This is a genomic window from Pseudomonas sp. UBA5568, assembly GCF_002425525.1.
GTDB classification, from domain to species: Bacteria; Pseudomonadota; Gammaproteobacteria; order Pseudomonadales; family Pseudomonadaceae; genus Aquipseudomonas; species Aquipseudomonas fulva.
In genome coordinates this window covers 1-23974 of record NZ_DIMK01000002.1, presented here as the reverse complement: position 1 = coordinate 23974, position 23974 = coordinate 1, and the positions used below count along the sequence as shown (strand labels likewise).

Sequence of the window (23974 nt, the reverse complement as noted above, 5' to 3'; positions counted from 1 at the left end):
CGGATTCTGCGCATAAATTGTCACCAAAGACAGCCGTGCGCGTAAAAATGCCAACGCGCATGCAACAATGCGCCAACGCCCACCTTGCCAGGAAGCAACCATGCCCCGTCGCCGCGAACTGACGATCACGCTCAAACCCTTGCCACTGATACTGAGCATCGCGCTGGGCCTATGGCTGGGCGCTGTGGCGATTGCTGCCAGCCTGTGGCTTGTGGACCAGCTGATGCCCACCCCGGTCGAGGCACCGGAGCCAGCCACCGCGCAGGACGCCCCCCGCGGCGCTACGCCGCCGACCTCGACGCAGCCACCGAACGCCCAGGCCGAAATGTTCGAGCGCTACAAGGACACGCTGCACAAGCAGCAACTGGAGCAAGCCGCCGAAGGCAACCCCCGCAACCTCAACACCCCCAAATGCCAGTTCTGGTTACAGCAGAACCGCACGGCCCCCACAGACAAAAGCCAGGCCAACGTGCTGGAGTTCTGTTACTGATCATGAACAAGACTCACCTGATAGCGCAGATCATCGCGGCCCTCGAACACGACCTGGATGTGGTAACCCGAGCAGCGCAGAGCGCTTATGAAGCTGCCACTGCCGAAGAAAACATCGCCGAGAACAAGTACGACACGTTGGGCCTGGAAGCCTCCTACCTGGCCACGGGCCAGGCCCGGCGCAGCGCCGAGATCCGCCAGGCACTCCAGACCTACCGACAGCTGAAGCTGCGCGACTACGACCCTGAACAAGGGGTGCAGGTAAGCCAGGTGGTCACCTTGGAAGATGAACAGGGCCAATGCCGCAGGCTGATCATCGGGCCCGAGGCGGCTGGGTTGAAGATCGTCCTGGGCGATGAGGTGGTCATGGTGATCACGCCGCGCTCACCTCTGGGGCAACAACTGATGGGCAAGCGCATTGACGAGGAGGTCAGTCTCAATGCCACAGGCTGGACCCTCGTCGAGGTGATCTAGCGCCTGTGCTCAAGCGCCCCCAGGCGCTGCTCCATGAGCGCTAGAAAAGCCCGGGCGGCGGGTGTCGGGTGGGCGGACCAGATCGCGTACAGGTGCCGTACCGGCGCATCGAGCAGTTGTACCCTGGCCACGCCGTCAAAGCCCTGGGCCACTCGCTCCGGCACCAGGCCGATCGCCATGCCGCGCTGCACGAACTTCTCCACCAGCCGCACATGACCGATCTCGAACTGCACCCGACGTTGCAGCCCTGCCGCCTGGAACGCTTCGTCGGTCTGCCGGCGCGCACCGGTGCCTTCCGGGAAATCCACCAGCACCTCCTGGACCAGGTCGGCAAGCGTCAATTGCCCGTGTCCGGCCAGGCGGTGGGTGGGTGGAAGCACGGCGACCAGAGCCTCCCGAGCCAGTAGACGATGCTGTACCCCCTGCACGCCCTCGCCTTCCCACAACCCGATGAAACCCACATCCAGGCGACGCTCGAGCACATCGGCGACCAACCGTTCGCTCTTGGCCGTGAGCCACCGTACATCCACATCCGGATAGTGCACGTGAAACTCGGCAAGCAGGTCGACCAGGTCCAGAGCCGTCAGCGAACTGATTTCACCGATGGTCAGCCGACCGCGAACCTGGCCACAGGCGGCGGCCACATCGTCGGCAATGCGTCGCGCGGCCTCCACCGCTGGCCGGGCGCTTAGCACGAACGCCTCCCCTGCCGGGGTCAACCACACCCGGCGCGAGGTGCGCTCGAACAGGCTCACGCCCAGCTGGCTTTCCAGCCTGGCCACCTGATGACTGAGCGCCGACTGCACCACATGGCAGCGCTCGGCGGCACGGGTGAAGCTGCCTGTCTCGGCCACCGCCAATGCATATTCGAGCTGCTTGAGATTCATGGATCAATCTGCTTTCAAGATGGATGGCGTGAGAACTATACATTGGTGTCATGCGTCGAGGGCGTCGATAATCTTCCCCACTTCACTGCCCGTCACGAGAACCACCATGCACACCTCAACCCTCAGCCGTGCCCTGATTCTGCTGATGGCCACGGCCACTGGCCTGGCCGTGGCCAGCAATTACTACGCTCAACCGCTGCTGCACAGCATCGCCCAGCAGTTCGGCTTGAGCACCGCCAGCGCCGGCAGCATCGTGATTGCCGCGCAACTGAGCTACGGGGCCGGCCTGTTGCTGCTAGCACCGCTGGGCGACCTGTTCGAACAACGCCGGCTGATCACCGTGATGACCGTGATCGCCACGCTTGGCCTGGTCATCAGTGCCTGTGCCCCCAGCCTGCCCTGGTTGATACTCGGCACCACATTGACTGGGCTGTTCTCCGTCGTGGCGCAGATTTTGGTGGCCATGGCCGCCTCATTGAGCGAGCCCAATCAACGGGGCCGTGCCATCGGCACCCTGATGAGCGGCCTGCTGCTGGGCATTTTGCTGGCGCGCACGGCCGCAGGCTTCATGGCCGAACTGGGCGGCTGGCGCAGCATCTACGTGCTGGCTGCGGTGCTGATGGCGATCACGACCCTGGCGCTGCATCGTAGCCTGCCGGAGCATCACAGCCATGCAGGCCTGCGCTATCCCGCCCTGATTGGCTCCGTGTTCCGCCTATTCATCGAAGAGCCGGTGCTACGCCTGCGCTCGCTGCTCGGCCTGTTGGCGTTCAGCCTGTTCGCACTGTTCTGGACGCCCCTGGCATTTCTGCTGGCCAACGAGCCGTATCATTACTCCGATGCGGTGATCGGCCTGTTCGGCCTGGCAGGTGCGGCCGGGGCGCTTTCGGCCAACTGGGCCGGGCGGCTGGCTGACCATGGCAAAGGCTCGCTGGGGACCACGGTGGGGCTGGTGGTCTTGCTGCTGTCCTGGGTGCCGCTGGGCTTTGCCGAGCAGTCCTTGCTGGCCCTGCTGCTGGGCGTGCTGATGCTCGACCTGGCCGTGCAACTGGTGCATGTGAGCAACCAGAACGCGGTCATCGCGCTGCGCCCCGAAGCGCGCACCCGACTCAATGCGGGCTATATCACGTGCTATTTCATCGGTGGCGCCTTGGGGTCACTGTTGGGCACGCAACTGTTCCAGCGCCAGGGCTGGCCAGGGATCGTGGTGGCAGGCCTGGTGATTGGCGCGCTGGCATTGGTAGTGTGGTGGGTGGCAGCGCGTAAAGCCAAACCCGAAGCCTTGGTGCGCCAATAGCCGTGCCTACGGGGGCTGCGTGGTGCGCAGCCCCCAAGTCGGGGCTCCCGGGCTTTTGTCCGCGCCCAATACCTGAAGCGACTGATACTATGCGGCCTTTTTCACGGCCTGTGCCGCGCCTTCAGGAGCCCCACGCATGCCCCCGCGTCACCCTCGCCTGCCCTTTCGCCTGCTAAGCCTGGGCCTGGCCTTGCAATGCCCTGCGGTGTTCGCAGACCACGGGGTGCAACTGGACCCGCTTGAGGTGTCTGATACCTACGGCAACGACGGCTACCAGGCACGTGAGGCTGCCGTAGGCAGCTTTCAGGCTGCACCCCTGCTTGACACCCCGGCATCGATCAGCGTTTTCAGCCAGCCTTTGCTGGAGGATCGGCAGGTGCGCCTGCTCAGCGAAGTGCTGCAAGGCGACGCTTCGGTGGGGGAAAGCTACGCACCGGTCGGCTACTACGAAAACTTCAACGTGCGCGGCTTCGAGCTCAATGCCGCCAGCAGCTATCGCCTCAACGGGCATACCATGGTCGGTGAGCAGAACGTGGCCCTGGAGAACAAGCAGCAGGTGGAACTGCTCAAGGGTTTGTCGGGGCTGCAAAGCGGCGTGTCGGCGCCCGGGGGCCTGGTCAACTATGTGACCAAGCGGGCCGAGCCTGTGCGCCGGGTCACGTTGTCCACCAACGCGCAGGGCGAACGTTACCTGGCCACCGACGTCGGCGGCTGGTTCGGCGACCAGCAGCAGTTCGGCCTGCGGGTGAACCTGGCGCATGAGGACATTCGCTCCTATGTCGCGCATGCCGACGGCCAGCGTGATTTCGCGGCGCTGGCCTTCGACTGGCAGATCAGCCCGAACGCCACCTTGCAGTTGGACGCCGACTACCAGCACCGCCAGCAGCGCTCGGTACCGGGTTACCAGTTGCTGGGCGGCACGCGCCTGCCCCACGACGTAGACCCTGAGAACCACCTTGCCTACCAGCAGTGGGCCAAGCCTGTGCAGAACGATTCGCTCAACCTGGGCGGGCGCCTGGAGTACCGCTTCAGCGAGGCCTGGACAGGCACGGTCAGCGCCTCACGCAGCCAGGCGGTGATCGACGACTACAGTGCCTTTGGCTGGGGCTCTGGGGAAGGCGCCTTCTTCAGCAGCACCGGCGACTACGACATCTATGATTTTCGCAGCCCCGACGATACCCGGCGTATCGACGAGGCGCAGGCCACGCTCGATGGGCGCTTCGATGCGCTGGGCGTGGGCCACGCGTTGACCCTGGGCACCAGCGTCCAGCGCCGCACCTTGGACCAGCGTCCGTACTACAACGCGTGGCTCGGCACCGGCAACCTGGATGAAGCCGCGCCCGACCTTGCCCCCTCGGACCAACCCGTCGGCGCTCGCGAAAGGCGTCTGGATAGCCGCCAGTATGGGCTCTTCGTCACTGATCGGGTGACGTTCAGTGAGCACTGGCAAGCCATCGTCGGCGCCCGGGAAGTGCGCCTGGATGAACGCACCTGGGATGAAACCGGCACCGCCGGGCGGCACACTCGCCAGTATCAACTGCTGCCCAACGCGGCGCTGGTCTTCAAACCTGCGCCAGACACGACGCTCTACGCCAGTTACGCCAAAGGCCTTTCGGCGGGCGGCACTGCACCGTGGTTTGCCCGTAACGCTGCGCAGATCCTTGCGCCCACCCTCTCGCACCAGCTGGAAGTGGGCCTCAAGCATGACTGGGAGGCGCTGAGCGTGAGCGCTGCATTGTTCCAGATTCGTCAGGCGTACCAGTACGCCCGCCCTGACGGCGACGGCGCTTTCACCTATGTGCAGCAAGGCCAGCAGAAAAACACGGGGCTGGAACTCGGGGCCAGCGGTTGGGTGACCTCCAACTTACAGTTGCAGGCCAGCGCGGCCGCCATTCATGCGCGGGTGGTCGGCAGTGGTACGGCTGAGCGTGAGGGGCACCAGGCCATCAACGTGCCAAGGTTCCGGGCAGCCCTGCAGGCGCAGTACACCCTGCCGGTGCCAGGGCTGGCGATACTGGGCGGGGTACGCTATAGCGCCCGCAAGTACGCTGATCATGCCGGCAACGTGGCGGTGGGTGGGTATACCGTGTTCGACCTGGGCGGGCGCTACCAGACGCGCGTCGGGGGGTATGACACGGCGCTGCGGCTGACAGTGGACAACGTCTTCGACAAGCGTTATTGGCGGGATGTGGGGGATTATCTGGGGGATAACTACCTGTTCCAGGGGGCACCGCGTACGGCACGGTTGTCGGCTTCGATGAGTTTTTGAGTTGTAGTGGCTGAGATTACTCGCTTCGCAGCAGGAATCGCCGGGGCCGCGGCGCGGCCCCGGCGATTACCGCTGCAAAGCTGCAGCCCGTGCCTCACACACCGTCGGCAGCCCCATCAATAAACACCCCAAAAACAAAAAGCCCCCATGCTTTGCAGCACAGGGGCTCTTCGTAGAATGTGGCGGTGAAGAAGGGATTTGAACCCTTGATACGATTTCTCGTATACACACTTTCCAGGCGTGCTCCTTCGACCACTCGGACACTTCACCGTTTCTCTTCAAGCCGTATGGCCTGTCGAGGTGCGCTAATTTAGTGAAAGACGTTTCCTTTGGCAAGCATTTTTTTCAGTTTTTTCATGCATTTGCATCTCGTCGTCGGCAGCGCCTGACTGGCCAGTCAGCCTTGCTGCTTTACCTGGCCTGCGCTGCTGGGTAACGTCGGCGCCACGCCAACAAAAGGACTCTGCCATGAGCGAGCTGATCACCTACCATGCCGAAGACGGCATCGCCACCCTGACCCTGAACAACGGCAAGGTCAATGCCATCTCGCCGGACGTCATCGACGCGTTCAATGCAGCGCTCGATCGCGCCCTCGAGGCCCGGGCAGTGGTGATCATCACCGGGCAGCCGGGCATTCTGTCGGGCGGCTACGACCTGAAGGTCATGACCCGCGGCCCCAAAGAGGCCATCGCGCTGGTCACCGCAGGCTCCACCCTGGCGCGCCGCCTGCTGTCGCATCCGTTTCCAGTGGTGGTGGCCTGCCCAGGCAACGCCGTAGCCAAAGGGGCGTTCCTGCTGCTGTCGGCCGACTACCGCATTGGCGTCGAAGGCCCGTACAAGGTGTGCCTGAACGAAGTGCAGATCGGCATGACCATGCACCATGCCGGGATCGAACTGGCCCGTGACCGTCTGCGCCGCTCGGCCTTCCACCGCTCGGTGATCAACGCTGAAGTGTTCGACCCCCAGGGGGCGGTGGATGCAGGCTTTCTGGACAAGGTGGTGCCCGCCGAGCAACTGATGGATACCGCCTTGGCTACAGCGCAAGCGCTCAAGCAGCTGAACATGCTGGCCCACAAGAACACCAAGCTCAAGGTCCGCAAGGGCCTGCTCGAAGCCCTGGACAAGGCTATCGAGCTGGACCAGCAACACATGGGGTGACCTCACCACCTGCACAGATCGACCAGAGCGCCTCCACCAGGGTTTGCCCCGGCCAGTGCACAGTCGTACACTGCCGGGCGACTGTCTGGTGTGAGTCGTACCATGCTTTACGTTCTTCGCATGTTCCTGCTGGCGCTGCATTTTCTCGCCGTCGGCGCCGTGGGGCTGATCATTGGCCTATGCCGCCCGTTCAACCCCGACAACAGCCGCGTGTTCGCCCGGCTCTACAGCGTGCCGGCTACCTGGCTCATGGGCCTGAAGGTCCAGAAGCAGGTGGGGCCTTTGTGGGACCAGCCACCGGGCTGCGTCATCATCGCCAACCACCAATCCAACTTCGACCTGTTCGTCCTGGGCCAGGTGGTCCCGCAACGCACCGTGGCCATCGGCAAGAAGAGCCTGGGCTGGATTCCGCTGTTTGGGCAGTTGTTCTGGCTGGGCGGCAACGTGCTGGTCGACCGCAAGAACGCCTACCAGGCCCGCAAGGCGTTGCAAAAGACCACCCGCGTCCTGCAGAACGACACCTCCATCTGGATATTCCCTGAAGGCACGCGTAACGCCAGTGAACAGCTATTGGCGTTCAAGAAAGGCGCATTCCACATGGCCATCGAGGCCGGGGTACCCATCGTGCCCGTGTGCGTGAGCCGCTATGCCCACCGGCTGAACCTCAACAGCTGGCGGCGCCGGACGGTGATCGTACGCTCCTTGCCTCCCATCGCCACCACCGGCATGACGCAACAGGACCTGCCTGCGCTGATCGAGCAGTGCCGCACCCACATGCAGCAGTGCATCGACCGGATGGAACACGAACTGCCCTGAGCCGTTGCTCTCCCGCCCACTACAGCCCAAGCTGTAGGCCGTGTTCAACCACAAAAAAGCGGGCAATCATGGGGCGAGTCGTGGCAGCGGCGGTGTACAGCGCCGGTAGGAAGGTCACCAACATCAGTATCGATGAAGGCAGCGAATGGGCACGCAAGCCAGGCCACTTCGTCTGGATCGGGCTGGAGGAGCCCGACGCCGAAGCGCTGGCCAACCTGCAACGCCAGTTCAACCTTCACGAACTGGCCATCGAAGACGCTCTGGAGAAACACAGCCGGCCGAAGCTGGAAACCTTCGGCGACGCCTTGTTCATCGTCACCTATTCACCGGTACGCCAGCAGGGGCGGCTGGAGTTCATCGAAACCCACATCTTCGCCGGCAATGGCTACGTGATCACCTGTCGCAATGGCCATTCCAAATCCTATGCCCTGGTGCGCCAACGCTGCGAAGCGCGGCCGTTGCTGCTCGAACACGGCGAGGACTTCGTGTTGTATGCGCTGCTGGATTTCGTTACCGAAAACTACCAGCCGGTCAGCGAGGCGATTCATGGGGAGATCGAAGCGCTGGAGCAGAGCGTGCTCGGCGGATCCTTGCTCGAAGCCGACATCCGTCGCCTGCACAGCCTGCGACGCGATCTGCTGCGCTTGCGCCGCTACGTGGCGCCCATGGTGGAAGTGAGCGAGGAATTGCAGCGCCTGAGCTTTCCCTTCATCGACAAGAACATGCGCCCCTACTTTCGCGACGTCCAGATCCACGTCACCCGGCAGATGGAAGACCTGGCCGGGATTCGCGACATCGCCAGCCAGACCATCGAGATCGGCATGCTGCTCGAAGCGTCTCGCCAGAGCATCGTGCAGCGCAAGTTCGCCGCCTGGGCGGCCATTCTGGCCTTCCCCACTGCCATTGCCGGCATCTACGGCATGAACTTCCAGAACATGCCGGAGCTGAGCTGGCACTACGGCTATTACGTGGTGCTGGGGGTGATTGCGGCCGGATGCACAGGGCTGTTCGCCAGCTTCAAGAAATCCGGCTGGTTGTAACCAAGCAAGGGGCACCCGGCGCCCCTGCCCTGTCAGGCCGCGTTGTGCTTGCTGGTCGGTTGCTGGATGAAACGCAACATCCACTCGCCTACCACGTCACCCTGATGTTCGGTGGCTAGGCTGGCGACGGCCTTGTGGTAGACCTCATCGCCCAGATGCGCCTGTCGAGCGTCGAGCAGGGCCCGGGAGTAGTCATGCACGAACTCTGGGTGACCTTGGAAACACAGTACCTGATCGCCGATGCAATACGCCGCATTGGGGCAGAAATCACTGGATGCGATGACCGTGGCGCCTTTGGGCAATTCGGTCACCTGGTCCTGGTGACTGATCAGCAAGGTCAGCTCAGACACCTGAGGTTGCATCCAGGGTGCCCGTGCAGACAGTGAATAACGGTGCACGCCGACGCCCCAGCCCTGCTCGGCCCGCTCCGCCTTGCCACCCAGGGTCAGTGCCAGCAACTGGTGACCGAAACACACGCCCAGCAGCTTCTCACCCTGGTCATACAGCTTGAGCAGGTAAGCCTTGAGCGTCTGGATCCAAGGATCGGAACCGAACGAATCGGCTTTGCTGCCCGTCACAAGGTAAGCATCGAACTTGAGATCCTCTGCCGGATATTCACCGTTCATGACGTTATACACGCTGAACTGTGCTGTGATCGGCTGACGGGCGAAGAGCTGCTCGAACATCCTGCCGTAGCCTTCGTACTGCGCCGTCAATTCCGGTCGCAGAACATCGGTTTCAAGGATGCAGATGCGTAACGACATAGGGATAGTCCTGAACGACATGGATGGAAAACAGCTATAGAGCGTGACGCGAAAGGCACGTACAAGCAAGAGGGTCGCGCAGACGAACGGTGCACGCCGGGTAGAGGCAGTACAAAAACAGCGAGCCTGTCTAGCTGAAGCCTATCAGCGCGATGGCTTGATGCTTTAAATCGAAATGCTTTATAGGCGTTGGTAGTTAGAACAAAGGGTTCTCAAGCCTGAATCGTGTACACCCTAATGTTGCAGGTATGTCCACATTCATGAGGCAAGCGGTGCAGGTGCCGGTAGGGGCCATTGCGATCGACCCGACGTGTGACAAGGAAGCCAACGGGTATTGAGGAATAACAACAAGAAGGCGGTCCGCCATGTTCAGACAATCGAAACTTCGCCAAGCTGGGCTCATTCTTTTCGCGACCACGCTGTTGCTGATACTGCCGAACCTGACACGGGTGTTCGGTTAAGGCCCGTGGTGGCGGGAGCAGGCTGCATAGCGGTAACCTGCTGGCCCCTGATGGCCGGAGTATCCCATGCGCCCATGCATTGCCTTGGCAGCCCTGTTGTCATGCCTGCCGCTGTCGGCGGCCCAACTGCACCTTGAACTGGGCACTGGCCAAACACAGTGGAGCAGCGAACAGCTGCTCGCGCATGCCCAGGCCAAAGCGGTAGATATCAGCGAGGACGTTTCCTATAAGCGCCCCATGCGCTATCGCGCAGTGCCCCTGGCGGTGCTGCTGGAGGGTGTGGGCCCAGAAGACCATCTGCAGGCCATTGCAGCCGATGGCTTTGCGGCAGAAATGCCCGCTGGCCCTTTGCTTCAATCCGGCCCGGCGCAGGCCTGGCTAGCCGTCGAAGACCCGGGCGACCCATGGCCGCCCCTAAGCAAGGGCAAACCGAGTGCAGGGCCGTTCTACCTGGTGTGGACCGCGCCGCAAGCAAGCGGCATTCGCCCCGAACAATGGCCCTTTCAGATTTCCACGATCCGTAAGCTGGCGCCTGTCGAGCAGCGGTTTCCGGCGTTGCTGCCGGACCCGAAGCTGCCCAGCGGCAGTCCCGTGCGACAAGGCTTTGCACTGTTCCAGCAAAACTGCCTGGCCTGCCATCGCCTTAACGGTGCAGGGGATGCTCAGGTAGGGCCTGATCTGAACGTGCCGCATAACCCGACCGAGTACTTCCAGCCAGGTTACCTGCGCAGGCTGATTCGGGACCCACAAAGCTTGCGGCAATGGCCCCAGGCGAAAATGCCGGGCTTTGCCCCAAGTGTGCTGAGCGATAAGGAACTCGATGCGCTGCTGGCGTATCTGCGGCACATGGCCACGCGCAAATCCTGAGAAAATTGGGCCGCAGGACGGCCCAATGGCCTAGGCCGTGAGGCGCTCGTGCTTGACCCCCCACCCCTCCACTTCGCCGCCATAAGGCGTGACAACCTGCTCGAAGGCCTCCTCGAAATCGCCAATGCCACCGTGGGTGGCGAACATGACTTTACTGAGTTCCAGGTGCCAGGCACCGTCATCGAGCTCGGTCACCTGAGCGTTGAGCGATTCGCCACGAAACTCCCCGGCTGCGCGACGCGCAGCGGCTTCATCCGGGAAAACGGCATAGAACTCGATAGGGTGAATCTGGGTGAAATCGAAACCGCCTGCCTTCATCTGGCGCAGGACGTTGCTGCTGATATCGTCGTGTTGGCTGCTCATGAATCGTCCTCCTGAATAACGCAGTGGATAGACTTTCCGTGCACGGGCACCTGCCTCAAATCGTCGGGCAGTTCGAGCTGATACAAGACGCGGGTGGGAACGGTGCCGCCTGCGCAGCCGGCGGGCACCTTCATGCAGCGTAGTGCCCAGGCGGACGCTACGCAAACCGTGAATCAGGGCGCCTCTTCAATGCTGGTGATGGTGACGCCGCTGTGTTCTTTCAGCCAGCGCGCCGTGGGGGAAACCGCGCGATCCTGAAAATCGTTGAGGTCCAGCTCATCCATGACCGGGAACAACCGCGTGCGGATGGCACGGGCGGCGTCTTCCTCGCTGGGGCGATGTTCTGCCTGCAGCACGATCGAGGTCGGTGCGCCTTTTTGGTCGGCAAAGATGACTTCCCACTCTTTCATCGAACGAGCCCTCTCAATCAAACGACACCTTACGCGATGCCTGAATAACTGACCTTGGCCCTTGGGGAATGTTCAGAAAGTTGAACACCCCCGACCAGGGCCGCCCGGTAGCNNGGGGGGGGGCCGGGGGGCGCGGGGGGGGGGGCCCTGGTCGGGGGTGTGGACACGGTTACTTCGGCGTGCCGTGCACTACCCCTGCCGTGTTGTCCAGCAAGCTCTTGGTGGCCGTCTGAATATAGGCTTCGAGCTGCTTGAGCAACTGCGGCTGGTCCGGGCTTTCGATGAGCTCGGCCTTGAACTCGCGACCCAACTGATAGCGGTACAGGCGCGGGGTCATGTCCTTGGACTCGATCAGGATACGGTCGCCCTGCACCAGGCCCACGATCTGCTCGCTGCCCGAGGGCTTGATCATGCCGATGCCTGGGTCGCCCTCAGGCAGGTTGAGCAAGTCGCGCCCCCAGCACTGATGGCGCGTCTGGCCGCCCAGGCGACCCATGATGGTCGGTACGATATCGACCTGGGTGCCCACGGTGTGGTTGACCGCACCGAACTTCTCCTGGATGCCTGGGGCGATCAGCAGCAGCGGTACGTTGAACCGTCCCAGGTCCAGTTCGGTGACCTGTTGATGGTTGCCGAAACCATGGTCACCCACGATCACGAACAGGGTGTCCTTGAAGTAAGGCTCCTTGCGCGCCTTCTCGAAGAACTGGCCCAGGGCCCAGTCCGAGTAGCGCATGGCCGTCAGGTGTTCGTCCAGGCGGCCTTGCCCGGTCACCTTCTCTACCGGCAGGTCCTTGGGCAGGGCGTACGGCGTGTGGTTGGACAGGGTCTGGAGCAAGGCATAGATCGGCTTTTTACCATCGTGCTTGGCCAGTTCCTGATTGCCGCGGTCGAACATGTCCTGGTCGGACACGCCCCACGTCGGGTCAGAGAACACCGGGTCGACGAAGTCCTGCCGGCCGATGAAGGTGGTCATGCCCTGGTTGCCGAAGAAGCCGGACTGGTTGTCCCAGGCGAAATCGCCGTTGTAGACGTACACGTCGTCGTAGTCACGGGCGCTGAGCAAGGCTGGCAGCCCGGACAGCTTGTGACCCCCCTCCGGGGTCTGCATCAGGTACTCGAAGCCTGGCAGGTTGGGGAAGCACGCCATGGTGGCGAACATGCCCTGGTGCGTGTGGGTGCCGTTGGAGAAGAAACGGTCGAACAACAGCCCTTCCTTGGCCAGCTTGTCGAAGTAAGGGGTGATGTTGTTGGGGCTGCCCAGCGCGCCGACCGAATGGCCCGCGAAGCTCTCCATCAGGATCACCACCACGTTCTTGATGGGCAGGGTGCCCTCGGCTGGCGGCACGAAATCGCGGCGCACGGCAGCTTCGTCGGCATCGACCAGGGTGTCATGGGGGGTCAGCAGTTGCTGGCGTACGGTCTGGGTCGCCAGGTTCTGCTCAAGCACCGGCTTCCAGATGTTGGCGCGGTCCTCGCCAAAGCGGCTCTTGGCGGCGTCGATCAGGGTCAGGGTGCCGTTGAGGCCCAACTGGTTGACGAAGTTCGAGTCGGTGGTGAACGCGTCACCCCAGCGCATGGGCGGGCCCTGACGCAGGGTGCCACGGGCGGCGATCACGGCCACCAGCAGGATCACCATGAACACTGCCAGGCGGTAATACCAGGCAGCCACCGGCTGGGTCCCAATCCCGCGGGTCAGCCGGTCCACACCCTTGAACAGCAGGCTGAGCAGCCAGGTTCCGAACACCCAGGCCAGCAGGTAGCGCACCACTGGGAAGCCGTACCAGAGCATGCTCATGACGGTTTTGGGGTCTTCCTTGATGTACTGGAACACCAGGCCGTTCAGACGCTGGTGGAACTCGCGATAGAAGTCCAGCTCCATCAGGCCCAGGAACATCACCACGCTGGCGGTGAGCGTCAGCCAGAACCGGAACACACCCCGGCGGGCCATGGCCCAGGGGCTCAGCAGTGCCAGCAGCAGCGGTATGCTGATGTACACCACCACCCGAAGGTCGAAGCGCAGGCCGTTGACGAACCCTTCGGCGACCGTGGCCGCTGGCGTGTCGCCAATCATGTCGCTGTTGTAGACCAGCAGTGCCAGGCGCACGAGGCTGAGCATCAGCATGATGACCAGCGCGCTGAGCAGCGTATAGGCCAGGTGGGATTTGAGGGTCGGCGAGAACGGCGCTCGCGCGCGCCGTTGCTTCAAGGCGTCCGGGTTGGCCATGAACAGGAAGGTCCTAGAAATGCGGTTTGCGAAGAAGGCGCTGGCGCAAGACCAGCGCGGCATTGTGCGGGTGCGGATTCTGTTTAATTCATTGTGAAAATTTTGTCACGGCCTGGATGCGCCTGTGGCGCCAGGGGTGTAGTCGTGCTGACTTCAAAGCCGGCCCGAGCCGCGCGGCCCGGCGATGGCCCAGATCACCAGCCCCACGACTGGCAGCAGGGCAATCAGGAGAATCCACAACACCTTTACGCCCACTTCGCGGTCGCTCTTGTAGACGTTGATGATGGCCCAGATATCCAGGGCAAGAATGATCAGACCTACCAGGCTATTGAACATCGATCCCATACCGCGTACTCCAGTTGATGAGTGTATTGCTGCATAGCATAGCCCCCTATCGGTTCAATAGAAGGGAATCCTTGGCCTGGCCAGCAGGTCACTGCCTATGATGCATCGTCATTTCGATCAGAGGTTCTGCATGCCACCTGCCCACAGCCACAGCGCCAACCCGCCCTCGCCGTTCAGCGTGTGGCGGCAACAGATAGCCAACAACCCCTGGGTCGGAGCAGGCCTTGCGCTGAGCCTGGTGGCCGTCGTGATCCTGCTGGGTGCAAGCCTGTGGAACGCGGTCAACGGCGATCATTCCGAAAACCTGCACCTGGCCGCGCTCGGTGGCCTGTCCGGGTTTGGCGCCACCGCACTGGGCGCCGTGCTGGCCGTGGTTTTGCGTGATGTCAGTAGCCGTAACCAGGACGTGATGCTGGGGTTCGCTGCCGGCATGATGCTGGCGGCCAGTTCGTTTTCGCTGATCCTGCCGGGTCTGGACGCGGCGCGGGAAATCACCGGCAGTGGGCCGGGTGCGGCTTTGATCGTGGTCGTCGGCATGGGGTTGGGCGTGCTGCTGATGCTGGGCCTTGACCGTTTCACACCGCACGAGCATGAACGCGTCGGCGTGGTTGGGCCAGAAACCGAACGGTTCAGCCGGGTCTGGCTGTTCGTGCTGGCCATTACCCTGCACAACTTGCCCGAGGGCATGGCCATCGGAGTGAGCTTCACCAACGGTGACATGAACATCGGCCTGCCACTGACTACCGCCATCGCCATCCAGGACATCCCGGAGGGCCTGGCCGTGGCGCTGGCGCTGCGGGCGACCGGGCTGTCCAACCTGAAGGCCGCACTGGTGGCGATTGGTTCAGGGGTGATGGAACCCTTGGGCGCGATCATCGGCCTGGGCATTTCCACCGGCTTTGCCGTGGCCTACCCCATCAGCATGGGGCTGGCGGCGGGCGCGATGATCTTCGTGGTGAGCCACGAGGTCATTCCTGAAACCCACCGTCACGGCCACCAGACCTCAGCCACGCTCGGCCTGATGGGCGGTTTTGCGGTGATGATGTTCCTGGACACCGCACTGGGCTGACAGCGCCGGTGTGCGGCCGTGTACGAAACGGTCAGGCGTGCAGGGCGATTTTCAGGGCCTCCAGGGCTGGCTCGGCCTTGATGCCGAGTTCAGCGGCCAGCGCCTGGACCCGTTCCAGATCCTGCTGGCCCACCATGACCATCTGCAACTCATCATCGAGCAACTGGCTGAAATCGAGCAGTACGTAGCCACCGGCTTCCTTGTTGAGCGCTCCCATCTGCACCTGGATGCGGTTGAGCGCAACGAGCGGTTCGGTGCGTGCCAGCTGCTTGGGCTTGAGCGTGAACGGCACGCTCTTGTCGAAAGAGTCGCTGATCTGCTGGAACAGCTCCTGATAAGTGTCGGCCTGGAATACCACGGTATCGGGCAGGCTGCCGAGCACTATCCATTCGCCCAGTGGGATGGGAAAGCTGTCGTCGTAGTTGATGTCGGGGTTGGCGGCCAGGAAGGCGTCGGGGTCGGCGTAGGCCTGGGCAGCCTCGTCGGCAATGCGCTCGATGTCTTCTTCGCGCAGGCAGCCTGCACCGATGAGGCGGATGAATTCGAGCAGCTGAGTTTTCATGAGAGGGGCCTGTAGCGATGGCAAAGTCGCCAAGGATAGCCGCAAACGGCCCCTGCCCGTTAGCCTGCCAGCGCTTGCAGGCGTGCGGTGGCGTCCACTGCGCCCATGGTCTGGGCGGCCATCAGTGCGTTGGCACCACGGGCATCTTGCAAGGCGGGGTTGGCACCCTGGGCCAGCAGGTACTCGAGGATCTCGACACGGTTGAACATGGCGGCCAACATCAGGGCCGTGCGTCCATCCTGGGCAGCGGCATCGACCGGTACACCGTTTTCCAGCAACAGGCGGATCATGGCCATGTCCCCTTTGAAGGCGGCACCGGCGATGGGCAACTGACCATTGTCGTTGGCGATCAGCGGATCGGCCCCGTGGCTGAGCAACACCTGAACGGCGTCATGGTGACCGTGGTAACTGGCCAGCATCAGCAGGGTGTCGCCCTTGTGATTACGCAGGTTCACCGGCAGACCGCTTTGCAGCAGGCGCTCCAGCATCGGGGCATCGCCTTGACGGGCCTTGTCGAATACTTGTGCGGCGAAGGCCGCCGCTTCATCGGAAGACATTTGAGCAGGCTGAGCGGGCGCAGTCTGGGTGGACATAAGGAACCTCCTGGTAGAAATCGTTGCCCAAGTGTTTGTCAGGCCCTTCCTGCGCGTCAAAGGTTCCGTTTCTATCGAGCCCATAGTGTTGATCGGCTCGCCGTGCAAAATGCACTGTGCAAAATGCATGACCTTGCAGCTTGCATGGAAAGCATTCTCCAAAAGTAGCCCAAGCCCCTGATTTTATTGGATTTTTCCTACACGCTGTTTCTGGCACGGTCGCTGCAATCTATCTAGACATCGATTGCCACACACCTTGTCAGGAGTAGTCATGAACCTTATCCAGGAAAAATTCGTCTCGGTGTTCCCTGCTTACCAAGTAGCGACTCAACCACGTCCTGACGGCGGCATCTTGCTGACTCTGCGTGCGGCCGACGGCAAGGTTACCCGCCGTGTACTGACCTACACCCAACTGCACAGCGCCGAGCAATTGTCCTGGGCCATCAGCGCCATCCGCCGTGACCTGGCCGAGCAAGCCAGCGAGCTGCCGGTGATCTCGATGCTGCAGAGCCAACAGCGTTTTGCGTTGCCGACGTATCGCTGATTCTTTCACTGCCCGAAAGCGACCATTCCAGGTAGGAGCGGCCTCGTGCCGCGATGGGCCGCACTGCGGCCCCAAGATTTCGGCGTAAAAGCTAATACCGCCGGGGCCGCTACGCGACCCATCGCGGCACAAGGCCGCTCCTACCCGGGCATCACATGTCTTGGGCGCAAGGCTACAGCTCGTCTATCCCCAAAAACGCTCGCGCGCTCGCATCGCCGGTGAAGATCCGCTGACTCCCCGCTTGTGCTGCAAATAGCCTGAACGCCAGGCAAAACGGCGCCTCACCCAGCTCAAGCCAGCGCCGCGTCCCCGCCGGCACGCGCAACTGGTCGCCCTTCTCACACATCACCGAATACACCCCAGCGCCCAGGCGCAAGCCGACTTGCACGCGTCCGCTCACCACAGCGATCACTTCGTTGGTCTCGAGCACATGCTCATCGCGCAGATCAGGGCCTTGCGCCTCGATGCCGTCACGGTTGATCACCGCATAGGCCCGGCAGGCGTGCGTAGTCATCAGGTGATCCAGATGGGCTTGGCAAGCTTCCATCATCTCATCGTGCAAAGTGCCCGGACGCACCCGCAGCCCGTGCTCAGCCTGGGTCAGCGTCACCCCATGCTCGGCGAGCGCGGCCGTGATGTCTTCGGCGTGGGTCAGCACCTTGTTGGGCAACTGCGGGGTGGAGGAATCGAATACGCAGAGGATGCTCATCGTAAGGTCCTGTTCGGTTGCGAATGAAAGGCCATGATAACGGCTGCTGCCAGTGCTGCGGCGCTGGCCATACCAAAGGTGAGCCCAGGGCCCAGCATGTTCCAGCTGTAGCCGGCGTACAACGCGCCCAGGGCGCCGCCGGTACCCGACAGCGCGGCATACAGGGCCTGGCCCTGCCCCTGCTGCCTGGCGCCGAAACTGGCCTGTACGAAGGCGATGCTGGCGGCGTGAAAGCAGCCGAAGGTGGCCGCATGCAGCAACTGCGCGCCCACCAGTACGCTGGGCTCCGCCGCCAGGTTACCCAGCAACAGCCAGCGCACCGCGGCCAGTACGAAGCTTGCTAGCAGCACCCGGCGCACGCTGAACCGCGCGAACAGCCTGCTCATGAGCATGAACATCACCACCTCCGCCACCACCCCGAGCGCCCACAGCAGGCCAATGGCCGTTCGGCTGTAACCCAGGTGCTCCAAGTGCAGCGTAAGGAAGGTGTAGTACGGCCCATGGCTCAGTTGCATGAGTGCCACACAGGCATAGAACGCCAGGACCCCAGGCGCACGCAGCTGCATGAGGAAACCGCCGGCCGCCTGCCGCTCACCGTGCTCGACGGGCTGGGCATTGGGTACCCAGAGGCTGGCGGCCACGATACCCGCCATGATCAGAACCAGGGCCACAGGGTAGATGTCCAGGCTCAGCCACTCGAACAGGCGCCCAAGCCCCACCACGGTGAGGATGAAACCGATCGACCCCCACAGCCGTACCTGGCTGTAGCGCGACGTCTGGCCGTGCAGGTGCGCCAGTGTAATGACCTCGAACTGCGGCAGCACCGCGTGCCAGAAGAACGCATGCAAGGCCATGACCATCGCCAGCCAGGCGTAGCTCTTGCCGAAGAAGATCAGGCTGAACGTTGCCAGCGTGCAAAGCGCCCCAAGCCGCACGATCAGCAGGCGCTGGCCGGTCCGGTCCCCTAGCCAGCCCCACAGGTTGGGCGCGATGCAGCGCATCAGCATGGGAATGGCCACCAGTTCGCCGATCCGCGCGGGCGAAAAGCCCAGGTGGTCGAAGTACAGCGCCAAGAACGGCGCCGTGGACCCCAGCAAGGCGAAATAGAAGAGGTAGAAACTGGACAATCGCCAGTAGGGTATTGGCTGCATGGGGTTGCCTTGGAAAGCAGGGCCTGCCGGCGGTGACTCAGCCGCTTGAGTCACCGCCGCGAGAAAACAGGCCCAGGTGGGTCAGAGCTGGCCCAGCACCGGCGTGCTCACCTTCACCTCGGCGTTCTGGGCACGGTGGCGCAACAGATGATCCATCAGCGCGATGGCCATCATCGCCTCGGCGATCGGGGTGGCGCGAATGCCTACACAGGGGTCATGCCGGCCTTTGGTGATCACGTCCACAGGGTTGCCGTCGACGTCCACCGAGCGGCCCGGCACGGTGATGCTGGAGGTGGGCTTGAGTGCCAGGTGGGCAACGATCGGCTGGCCCGAGGAGATACCACCCAGGATGCCGCCCGCGTTGTTGCTGAGAAAACCCTGCGGGGTCATCTCGTCGCGGTGTTCGGTGCCGCGCTGCGCGACGCTGGCAAAGCCTGTGCCGATTTCCACACCTTTCACAGCATTGATGCTCATCAACGCGTGGGCCAGCTCGGCGTCCAGGCGATCGAAAATCGGCTCGCCCAGGCCCGGCATCACGCCCTCGGCCACCACGGTGATCTTGGCGCCTACCGAATCCTGATCGCGGCGCAGCTGGTCCATGTACGCCTCAAGCTCCGGCACCTTGCTCGGGTCGGGGCTGAAGAAAGCGTTCTGCTCCACCGAGTCCCAGGTCTTGAAAGGGATTTCGATCGGGCCCAGCTGGCTCATATAGCCACGCACGGTGATGCCCTGGGTGGCCAGGTACTTCTTGGCGATGGCGCCGGCAGCCACGCGCATGGCCGTTTCGCGGGCCGAACTACGCCCGCCGCCCCGGTAGTCGCGGGTGCCGTATTTGTGGTGGTAGGTGTAGTCGGCATGGGCCGGGCGGAACAGGTCCTTGATGGCCGAATAGTCCTTGGACTTCTGGTCGGTGTTGCGGATCAGCAGGCCAATGGAGCAACCGGTCGTGCGCCCTTCGAACACGCCCGAGAGGATTTCCACCTCATCGGGCTCCTGGCGCTGGGTGGTATGGCGGCTGGTGCCGGGCTTGCGCCGGTCCAGGTCACGCTGCAGGTCGGCGAGAGAGATCTCAAGGCCTGGCGGGCACCCATCGACAATGGCGACCAACGCCGGGCCATGGCTTTCGCCAGCGGTGGTGACAGTGAACAGCTTGCCGTAGGTATTGCCGGACATGGACGCTCCGCGAGATCTGCCTGAAGTGAACGAAAGCGGCAGTATACAGATGGATTGCCTGCCTGTGCGGGCCGGTTGGCAAGCGCATCGTTACGGGCGATGCAGGGCCTTGGACCTGGCCCTAGAACCTTCATTGGCCATTGTGGGTCAAAGTGCTATCTCCCCCTGTGTAGTTGCGCACGATGCCGCGTTTCATTGCCCTGTTTTGCCTGCTGTTGACCAGCCTTTGCCATGCCGCCACCCCCACCGTCCTGCACCGCCCCATCGACCTGGACACCGGTCAGGGGGTACTGCACGGCAGCCTGCTGTTACCCCAGCAGGACACGCCGCCGCCGGTGGTGCTGATCATCGCAGGCTCCGGGCCCACCGACCGCGACGGCAACAACCCGGCCGGTGGGCGCGTGGACAACCTGAAGCGCCTGGCCCTGCTGCTGGCCAATGCAAACATCGCCAGCGTGCGCTACGACAAGCGCGGCGTGGCCGCCAGCCAACCGGCCACGCCCGATGAGCGCGACCTGAGCGTGGAACGCTACGTTGCCGATGTGGTGGCTTGGGGCCACAAGCTCAAGGCCGACCCCCGCTTCGGCCCCTTGATCCTGATCGGCCACAGCGAAGGTGCGCTGATCGCCAGCCTGGCCGCCGAGCAGGCCGGGGCCAGCGCAGTGATCAGCCTGGCCGGCAGCGGCAGGCCCATGGCCGAGGTGGTGCGTGAGCAGCTGGCCGAGCGCCTGCCGCCTGCGCAGCTGGCCCGTGGCAGCGCCCTGCTCGACCGCCTGGAAGCTGGCCAGACCAGCCTGGACGTGCCCGCACCACTGCGCCAAGTGTTTCGCCCCAGCGTGCAGCCCTACCTGATCACCTTGTTCCGGCAGGACCCGGCAGCCGCGTTTGCGCGGCTGTCCATGCCGGCGCTGATCGTGCAGGGGCGCAACGACGTGCAGGTGGACGTGGCGGATGCGCAGAAGCTCAAGGACGCCAAACCCGATGCCCACCTGGTGCTGATCGAGGGCATGAACCATATGCTGCGCATCAGCCCCAAGGACATGAGCGAACAGCGCGAGAGTTACCAGAACCCCCAGTTGCCGCTGGCACGGGAGCTGGGCGAGCAGATCGTCGCGTTCATTCGCCAGTTGCCACCGGCCTGATCGACGGGCTCAGGTCTGCGCGCAGGCGGCCGATACAGCGTGCATAGCCAAGGACATGCCCTGATGACCACACCACCTGCTGCCACAGAGCCGGCTGAAGAGCCCCAACACACCCCCGCCCTGCCCTGGGCGGACCTGGCCGTCGAACATCACCAGTTGCTGCGCCTGGCGCCCCTGCCTGGCGACCGCGCAACCGGCGCCCGCCCCCTGCGTTTCGTGCAGTTCGGCTATGCCGAGCGCCACGACCCGGCCCACAGCCTGCTGCGCATGCAGATTGGGTTGCCCGGCCAGAAGGTGCACAAGGGCCATAACCAGGTGGACATACGCGTAGATCACCAGACGAAGCGCGTGTACCTGGGGGATGAACATGGCCTGCAACTGGAGCCGGTCAATCGCGGCCTGGGCCGCTTTTTGCTGGCCCAGGCTGCCCAGTGGCTGCAGCGCAAATGGCCGAATTACCGAGTAGAGGCTTTTGCGCTGCCGAGCAAGGATGCGCTGGAGGAGGACTCGCGCCTGCGCCGGGACCAGTGCCTGCGTGGGGTAGGCCTTGAGGTGCAATACGAAGACGGGCAGGTGCTCAAGGGCCGAACGGCCGAGACCCGGGTAGACCAGTTGGAGGTAGGCTGGAACAGCGAGCGCGTGCAGCGCCTGGGCCTTCTGGATGCAGCGCAGTTGCTGCAGCAGGCAGACCAGCAGTTGCAGGAAGGCGAAGCCCGCTTGCGCGAGCGCGACGAGCGTGTGGCCAAGTACCAGCGCGAAGACAGCGGCTTGCGGTTCACCATCACCTGCCTGGTGGCCTTTGCACTGTTTCAGGCCGGGCTGCTGATCTGGATCGCCACGCGTTGAAAGCCTGGGTCCGGCGTTGTGCGAGCCTCAGGTGGTGTGAAGACGGCTTGGGCGGAACGGGCGCCTGGCACCCGTGCCCCCCACTCGGCCTCAGACGCGGCCTTTGAACAACGCCTGATGCTGACGGCACTGCTCGGCGGTGAGCATGAATACCCCATGCCCGCCGCGCTCGAATTCGAGCCAGGCGAAGTCGACTTCCGGGTACAGCGCCTCGACATGAACCTGGCTATTGCCCACCTCCACGATCAGCAAGCCCTTGTCGGTCAGGTGATCGGCCGCTTCGGCCAGCATGCGCCGTACCAGGTCCAGACCATCGGCACCGCAGGCCAGGCCCAGCTCCGGTTCGTGGTGGTACTCGGCCGGCATGTCGCCGAAGTCTTCGGCGTCCACGTAGGGCGGGTTGGACAGGATGAGGTCGAAGCGCTGGCCCGGCAACCCCTCGAAACCATCGCCCTGCACGGTGTACACCCGGCCATCGAGGCCATGGCGCTCGATGTTCTGGTTGGCCACTTCGAGCGCTTCGAACGACAGGTCGGCCAGCACCACCTCGGCCTGCGGGAAGACGTCGGCGGCGACGATCCCGATGCAGCCGGAGCCGGTGCACAGGTCCAGAATGCGGGCTGGTTCAGCGCCCAGCCACGGCTCAACACGCTTTTCCAGCAGCTCGCCAATGGGTGAGCGCGGCACCAGCACGCGCTCGTCGACGATGAACGACATGCCACAGAACCAGGCCTCGCCCAACAGGTAGGCGGTGGGCACCCGTTCTTCGATGCGGCGCTTGAGCAGGTGCTGCAGCTGTACACGCTCGGCATCCTCGAGCATGCAGTCCAGGTAGCTGTCGGCCACCTCCCACGGCAGGTGGACTGCCCCCAGCACCAGCAACCGGGCTTCATCCCAGGCGTTGTCGGCACCGTGGCCGAAGAACAGGTCGTGCTCATGGAAGCGGCTGACCGCCCAACGGATGTAGTCGCGCAGCGTGCGCAGACGGGATGTGATCACGGGAAACTCCTAATTCAGACTGGCCGAAAGTCTAACAGCCCAGGCCCTGGATTTGTTCCCTGCAATCGCCTGTACGGTAGCCACAGGCCAGCAACCACGCCGCTTGCGTTGTCAACCATTCCCATTGTCGCCAAGGCAGGGGAGAATAGGCGTACAAAAGCCCTATACCAAGGAGCCCTTGATGTCCGTTCCAACCACGATGTTCCGCCTCACTGGCCGCGATTACCCGCCGGCCAAGCTGAGCCAAGCCAGCCTGATCATCATTGATGCGCAGAAGGAGTACCTGACCGGGCCCCTGGCGCTGTCGGGCATGGATGAGGCCGTGGCCAACATCGCCAGGTTGCTCGACGCCGCGCGCAAGGGCGGCCGTCCGATCATCCATGTTCGCCATCTGGGCACCGTTGGCGGGCGCTTCGACCCCCAGGGCCCTGCAGGTCAGTTCATTCCGGGGCTCGAACCGCTGGAAGGCGAGACCGTGATCGAAAAACGCATGCCCAATGCCTTCAAGAACACCAAGCTGCACGAGACGTTGCAAGCACTCGGCCATCTCGACCTGATCGTCTGCGGCTTCATGAGCCACTCCAGCGTCAGCACCACCGTGCGCCGTGCCAAGGACTATGGTTACCGGTGCACCCTGGTGGAAGACGCGTCGGCCACTCGCGACCTGGCTTTCAACAATGAGGTGATTCCAGCGGCGCAGATCCACCGATGTGAAATGGCCGTGATGGCCGACAACTTCGCCTGCGTGGCGCCGACGTCCAGCCTGATCTGATCCGATCAGAAGGGTGGCGGCAGGCAGGAACCCGAGGTGTGTTTGTGGGTCCAAGGGCCCAGACCCCTACAGGAGAGCAGGATGAAGCTTAAAGGCAGTATCGACGCCAAGCGCCTGCGCCCGCGCCAACCGCGCAGCTGGGGCGCACGCCTGGGTGCTGCGCTTGCCGCGCTGCTGGCCACCCTTGGTGTGTTACTGGCCATGGCCGGCGTGGCCGGGCTGCTGGGCAACTACCCTGCCCTGGCCGAACTCAACGCCAACAAGCCGCTTGCCGCCACCTTGACGGTGGTGGGGCTGCTGATGCTGTGGCTTGGCGTACGCTTCTGGCGCCTGAGCCGCATTCGCATGCGCCGTGCTCGGGAGCTGAACATGTCGCCCCACTTGATGAAGAAGCATGAGTGAGGTTCCTGCAACCGCAGCCCCCCTGTAGGAGCGGCCTAGTGCCGCGATGGGGCGCGCAGCGGCCCCAGGATTTCAGCTTGGCCGCCTAGATCGCCGGGGCCGCTGCGCGTCCCATCGCGGCACTAGGCCGCTTGTGTCTTGATTA

At 63.3% G+C, this 23974-nt stretch carries 26 protein-coding genes and 1 tRNA gene; 14 read left to right on the top strand and 13 right to left on the bottom strand.

What is annotated here, in order from left to right; translation table 11 throughout:
• Positions 1-100: 100 nt before the first annotated feature.
• Together B2S33_RS01430 and B2S33_RS01425 are read left to right on the top strand one after the other, a co-directional pair.
• Entirely contained in the window at positions 101-490 is a 390-nt protein-coding gene (locus tag B2S33_RS01430; protein ID WP_027914316.1) for a hypothetical protein, read from the top strand.
• 2 nt (positions 491-492) lie between these two features.
• A complete protein-coding gene (locus B2S33_RS01425) occupies positions 493-963 on the top strand; it encodes a GreA/GreB family elongation factor (protein ID WP_028687847.1) in 471 nt (156 codons plus the stop codon).
• Here B2S33_RS01425 and B2S33_RS01420 read toward each other — a convergent pair.
• Positions 960-1850 carry a LysR family transcriptional regulator gene (locus tag B2S33_RS01420; protein ID WP_027914314.1) on the bottom strand — a complete coding sequence of 297 codons (891 nt, stop codon included), beginning with the start codon at positions 1848-1850 and terminating at the stop codon, positions 960-962. The genes B2S33_RS01425 and B2S33_RS01420 overlap by 4 nt on opposite strands.
• A 106-nt stretch (positions 1851-1956) precedes the next feature.
• On the opposite strand from B2S33_RS01420, the gene B2S33_RS01415 reads away from it, so the two are divergent.
• Both B2S33_RS01415 and B2S33_RS01410 read left to right on the top strand, forming a co-directional pair.
• Positions 1957-3147: an MFS transporter gene (locus B2S33_RS01415; RefSeq protein ID WP_288649558.1), complete on the top strand. Its 1191-nt coding sequence runs from the start codon at positions 1957-1959 to the stop codon at positions 3145-3147.
• 136 nt (positions 3148-3283) lie between these two features.
• The gene (locus B2S33_RS01410; protein ID WP_288649556.1) at positions 3284-5416 is read left to right on the top strand and encodes a TonB-dependent siderophore receptor; all 2133 of its coding nucleotides are present in this window, start codon (positions 3284-3286) and stop codon (positions 5414-5416) included.
• 180 nt (positions 5417-5596) lie between these two features.
• On the opposite strand, the gene B2S33_RS01405 is transcribed toward B2S33_RS01410, so the two are convergent.
• Positions 5597-5686: transfer RNA gene (locus tag B2S33_RS01405), tRNA-Ser, on the bottom strand.
• Between the two features lie 198 nt (positions 5687-5884).
• Between B2S33_RS01405 and B2S33_RS01400 the strand changes: the two genes are divergently transcribed.
• The 3 genes from B2S33_RS01400 to B2S33_RS01390 all read left to right on the top strand — a co-directional run bounded on the left by B2S33_RS01400 (position 5885) and on the right by B2S33_RS01390 (position 8430).
• Positions 5885-6574, top strand: a complete 690-nt coding sequence (locus tag B2S33_RS01400; protein WP_049696387.1) for a crotonase/enoyl-CoA hydratase family protein — start codon at positions 5885-5887, stop codon at positions 6572-6574.
• 102 nt (positions 6575-6676) lie between these two features.
• Positions 6677-7390, top strand: coding sequence for a lysophospholipid acyltransferase family protein (locus B2S33_RS01395; RefSeq protein ID WP_027914310.1), 714 nt, complete (start codon positions 6677-6679; stop codon positions 7388-7390).
• 68 nt (positions 7391-7458) lie between these two features.
• The gene (locus tag B2S33_RS01390) at positions 7459-8430 is read left to right on the top strand and encodes a magnesium and cobalt transport protein CorA (protein WP_023535321.1); all 972 of its coding nucleotides are present in this window, start codon (positions 7459-7461) and stop codon (positions 8428-8430) included.
• 32 nt (positions 8431-8462) lie between these two features.
• On the opposite strand, the gene B2S33_RS01385 is transcribed toward B2S33_RS01390, so the two are convergent.
• Entirely contained in the window at positions 8463-9194 is a 732-nt protein-coding gene (locus tag B2S33_RS01385) for an amidotransferase (RefSeq protein ID WP_088523766.1), read from the bottom strand.
• A gap of 527 nt (positions 9195-9721) precedes the next feature.
• Between B2S33_RS01385 and B2S33_RS01380 the strand changes: the two genes are divergently transcribed.
• Positions 9722-10522, top strand: a complete 801-nt coding sequence (locus B2S33_RS01380; protein ID WP_110606703.1) for a cytochrome c — start codon at positions 9722-9724, stop codon at positions 10520-10522.
• 30 nt (positions 10523-10552) lie between these two features.
• On the opposite strand, the gene B2S33_RS01375 is transcribed toward B2S33_RS01380, so the two are convergent.
• From B2S33_RS01375 to B2S33_RS01360, 4 genes are all read right to left on the bottom strand, one after another.
• The gene (locus B2S33_RS01375; protein ID WP_111475437.1) at positions 10553-10885 is read right to left on the bottom strand and encodes a ribonuclease E inhibitor RraB; all 333 of its coding nucleotides are present in this window, start codon (positions 10883-10885) and stop codon (positions 10553-10555) included.
• Between the two features lie 173 nt (positions 10886-11058).
• Positions 11059-11295, bottom strand: coding sequence for a hypothetical protein (locus tag B2S33_RS01370; RefSeq protein ID WP_023535304.1), 237 nt, complete (start codon positions 11293-11295; stop codon positions 11059-11061).
• A 169-nt stretch (positions 11296-11464) separates the two neighbouring features.
• On the bottom strand, positions 11465-13522 hold the full coding sequence (locus B2S33_RS01365; protein WP_023535377.1) for an LTA synthase family protein: 2058 nt from the start codon (positions 13520-13522) through the stop codon (positions 11465-11467).
• Between the two features lie 153 nt (positions 13523-13675).
• On the bottom strand, positions 13676-13867 hold the full coding sequence (locus B2S33_RS01360) for a PLDc N-terminal domain-containing protein (protein ID WP_027914307.1): 192 nt from the start codon (positions 13865-13867) through the stop codon (positions 13676-13678).
• A 130-nt stretch (positions 13868-13997) separates the two neighbouring features.
• Here B2S33_RS01360 and B2S33_RS01355 point away from each other — a divergent pair, with 130 nt between their 5' ends.
• Positions 13998-14936, top strand: coding sequence for a ZIP family metal transporter (locus B2S33_RS01355; protein ID WP_125922021.1), 939 nt, complete (start codon positions 13998-14000; stop codon positions 14934-14936).
• Between the two features lie 31 nt (positions 14937-14967).
• On the opposite strand, the gene B2S33_RS01350 is transcribed toward B2S33_RS01355, so the two are convergent.
• Positions 14968-15498 carry a hypothetical protein gene (locus tag B2S33_RS01350; RefSeq protein WP_049696389.1) on the bottom strand — a complete coding sequence of 177 codons (531 nt, stop codon included), beginning with the start codon at positions 15496-15498 and terminating at the stop codon, positions 14968-14970.
• A 59-nt stretch (positions 15499-15557) separates the two neighbouring features.
• Positions 15558-16091 carry an ankyrin repeat domain-containing protein gene (locus B2S33_RS01345; RefSeq protein ID WP_027914304.1) on the bottom strand — a complete coding sequence of 178 codons (534 nt, stop codon included), beginning with the start codon at positions 16089-16091 and terminating at the stop codon, positions 15558-15560.
• A 271-nt stretch (positions 16092-16362) separates the two neighbouring features.
• Between B2S33_RS01345 and B2S33_RS01340 the strand changes: the two genes are divergently transcribed.
• Complete coding sequence (locus B2S33_RS01340) at positions 16363-16635, top strand: DUF3509 domain-containing protein (protein ID WP_023535336.1); 273 nt, start codon at positions 16363-16365, stop codon at positions 16633-16635.
• Between the two features lie 172 nt (positions 16636-16807).
• On the opposite strand, the gene B2S33_RS01335 is transcribed toward B2S33_RS01340, so the two are convergent.
• The 3 genes from B2S33_RS01335 to aroC all read right to left on the bottom strand — a co-directional run bounded on the left by B2S33_RS01335 (position 16808) and on the right by aroC (position 19668).
• Positions 16808-17344 (bottom strand): oxidase, encoded by a 537-nt coding sequence (locus tag B2S33_RS01335; RefSeq protein ID WP_288649551.1) that lies wholly within the window; start codon positions 17342-17344, stop codon positions 16808-16810.
• Positions 17341-18495: an MFS transporter gene (locus B2S33_RS01330; protein ID WP_288649549.1), complete on the bottom strand. Its 1155-nt coding sequence runs from the start codon at positions 18493-18495 to the stop codon at positions 17341-17343. The genes B2S33_RS01335 and B2S33_RS01330 overlap by 4 nt, the downstream gene beginning before the upstream one ends.
• 81 nt (positions 18496-18576) lie before the next feature.
• Positions 18577-19668, bottom strand: a complete 1092-nt coding sequence (gene aroC / locus B2S33_RS01325) for a chorismate synthase (RefSeq protein WP_028687835.1) — start codon at positions 19666-19668, stop codon at positions 18577-18579.
• A 182-nt stretch (positions 19669-19850) separates the two neighbouring features.
• On the opposite strand from aroC, the gene B2S33_RS01320 reads away from it, so the two are divergent.
• A complete protein-coding gene (locus B2S33_RS01320; protein WP_027914300.1) occupies positions 19851-20810 on the top strand; it encodes an alpha/beta hydrolase in 960 nt (319 codons plus the stop codon).
• Between the two features lie 63 nt (positions 20811-20873).
• Positions 20874-21656 carry a hypothetical protein gene (locus B2S33_RS01315; RefSeq protein WP_104925938.1) on the top strand — a complete coding sequence of 261 codons (783 nt, stop codon included), beginning with the start codon at positions 20874-20876 and terminating at the stop codon, positions 21654-21656.
• Positions 21657-21746: 90 nt separating this feature from the next.
• Here B2S33_RS01315 and prmB read toward each other — a convergent pair whose 3' ends face one another.
• On the bottom strand, positions 21747-22655 hold the full coding sequence (prmB, locus tag B2S33_RS01310) for a 50S ribosomal protein L3 N(5)-glutamine methyltransferase (RefSeq protein WP_028687833.1): 909 nt from the start codon (positions 22653-22655) through the stop codon (positions 21747-21749).
• Positions 22656-22836: 181 nt separating this feature from the next.
• On the opposite strand from prmB, the gene B2S33_RS01305 reads away from it, so the two are divergent.
• Positions 22837-23427: a cysteine hydrolase family protein gene (locus B2S33_RS01305; protein ID WP_028687832.1), complete on the top strand. Its 591-nt coding sequence runs from the start codon at positions 22837-22839 to the stop codon at positions 23425-23427.
• 81 nt (positions 23428-23508) lie between these two features.
• Positions 23509-23829, top strand: coding sequence for a hypothetical protein (locus B2S33_RS01300; protein ID WP_027914296.1), 321 nt, complete (start codon positions 23509-23511; stop codon positions 23827-23829).
• The last annotated feature ends 145 nt before the right edge of the window (positions 23830-23974 follow it).

Bases quoted from the DNA above. Each gene is read 5' to 3' on its own strand.
- B2S33_RS01430 (WP_027914316.1), top strand. From the start codon at position 101: ATGCCCCGTCGCCGCGAACTGACGATCACGCTCAAACCCTTGCCACTG.
- B2S33_RS01425 (WP_028687847.1), top strand. From the start codon at position 493: ATGAACAAGACTCACCTGATAGCGCAGATCATCGCGGCCCTCGAACAC.
- B2S33_RS01420 (WP_027914314.1), bottom strand. From the start codon at position 1,850: ATGAATCTCAAGCAGCTCGAATATGCATTGGCGGTGGCCGAGACAGGC.
- B2S33_RS01415 (WP_288649558.1), top strand. From the start codon at position 1,957: ATGCACACCTCAACCCTCAGCCGTGCCCTGATTCTGCTGATGGCCACG.
- B2S33_RS01410 (WP_288649556.1), top strand. From the start codon at position 3,284: ATGCCCCCGCGTCACCCTCGCCTGCCCTTTCGCCTGCTAAGCCTGGGC.
- B2S33_RS01400 (WP_049696387.1), top strand. From the start codon at position 5,885: ATGAGCGAGCTGATCACCTACCATGCCGAAGACGGCATCGCCACCCTG.
- B2S33_RS01395 (WP_027914310.1), top strand. From the start codon at position 6,677: ATGCTTTACGTTCTTCGCATGTTCCTGCTGGCGCTGCATTTTCTCGCC.
- B2S33_RS01390 (WP_023535321.1), top strand. From the start codon at position 7,459: ATGGGGCGAGTCGTGGCAGCGGCGGTGTACAGCGCCGGTAGGAAGGTC.
- B2S33_RS01385 (WP_088523766.1), bottom strand. From the start codon at position 9,194: ATGTCGTTACGCATCTGCATCCTTGAAACCGATGTTCTGCGACCGGAA.
- B2S33_RS01380 (WP_110606703.1), top strand. From the start codon at position 9,722: ATGCGCCCATGCATTGCCTTGGCAGCCCTGTTGTCATGCCTGCCGCTG.
- B2S33_RS01375 (WP_111475437.1), bottom strand. From the start codon at position 10,885: ATGAGCAGCCAACACGACGATATCAGCAGCAACGTCCTGCGCCAGATG.
- B2S33_RS01370 (WP_023535304.1), bottom strand. From the start codon at position 11,295: ATGAAAGAGTGGGAAGTCATCTTTGCCGACCAAAAAGGCGCACCGACC.
- B2S33_RS01365 (WP_023535377.1), bottom strand. From the start codon at position 13,522: ATGGCCAACCCGGACGCCTTGAAGCAACGGCGCGCGCGAGCGCCGTTC.
- B2S33_RS01360 (WP_027914307.1), bottom strand. From the start codon at position 13,867: ATGGGATCGATGTTCAATAGCCTGGTAGGTCTGATCATTCTTGCCCTG.
- B2S33_RS01355 (WP_125922021.1), top strand. From the start codon at position 13,998: ATGCCACCTGCCCACAGCCACAGCGCCAACCCGCCCTCGCCGTTCAGC.
- B2S33_RS01350 (WP_049696389.1), bottom strand. From the start codon at position 15,498: ATGAAAACTCAGCTGCTCGAATTCATCCGCCTCATCGGTGCAGGCTGC.
- B2S33_RS01345 (WP_027914304.1), bottom strand. From the start codon at position 16,091: ATGTCCACCCAGACTGCGCCCGCTCAGCCTGCTCAAATGTCTTCCGAT.
- B2S33_RS01340 (WP_023535336.1), top strand. From the start codon at position 16,363: ATGAACCTTATCCAGGAAAAATTCGTCTCGGTGTTCCCTGCTTACCAA.
- B2S33_RS01335 (WP_288649551.1), bottom strand. From the start codon at position 17,344: ATGAGCATCCTCTGCGTATTCGATTCCTCCACCCCGCAGTTGCCCAAC.
- B2S33_RS01330 (WP_288649549.1), bottom strand. From the start codon at position 18,495: ATGCAGCCAATACCCTACTGGCGATTGTCCAGTTTCTACCTCTTCTAT.
- aroC (WP_028687835.1), bottom strand. From the start codon at position 19,668: ATGTCCGGCAATACCTACGGCAAGCTGTTCACTGTCACCACCGCTGGC.
- B2S33_RS01320 (WP_027914300.1), top strand. From the start codon at position 19,851: ATGCCGCGTTTCATTGCCCTGTTTTGCCTGCTGTTGACCAGCCTTTGC.
- B2S33_RS01315 (WP_104925938.1), top strand. From the start codon at position 20,874: ATGACCACACCACCTGCTGCCACAGAGCCGGCTGAAGAGCCCCAACAC.
- B2S33_RS01305 (WP_028687832.1), top strand. From the start codon at position 22,837: ATGTCCGTTCCAACCACGATGTTCCGCCTCACTGGCCGCGATTACCCG.
- B2S33_RS01300 (WP_027914296.1), top strand. From the start codon at position 23,509: ATGAAGCTTAAAGGCAGTATCGACGCCAAGCGCCTGCGCCCGCGCCAA.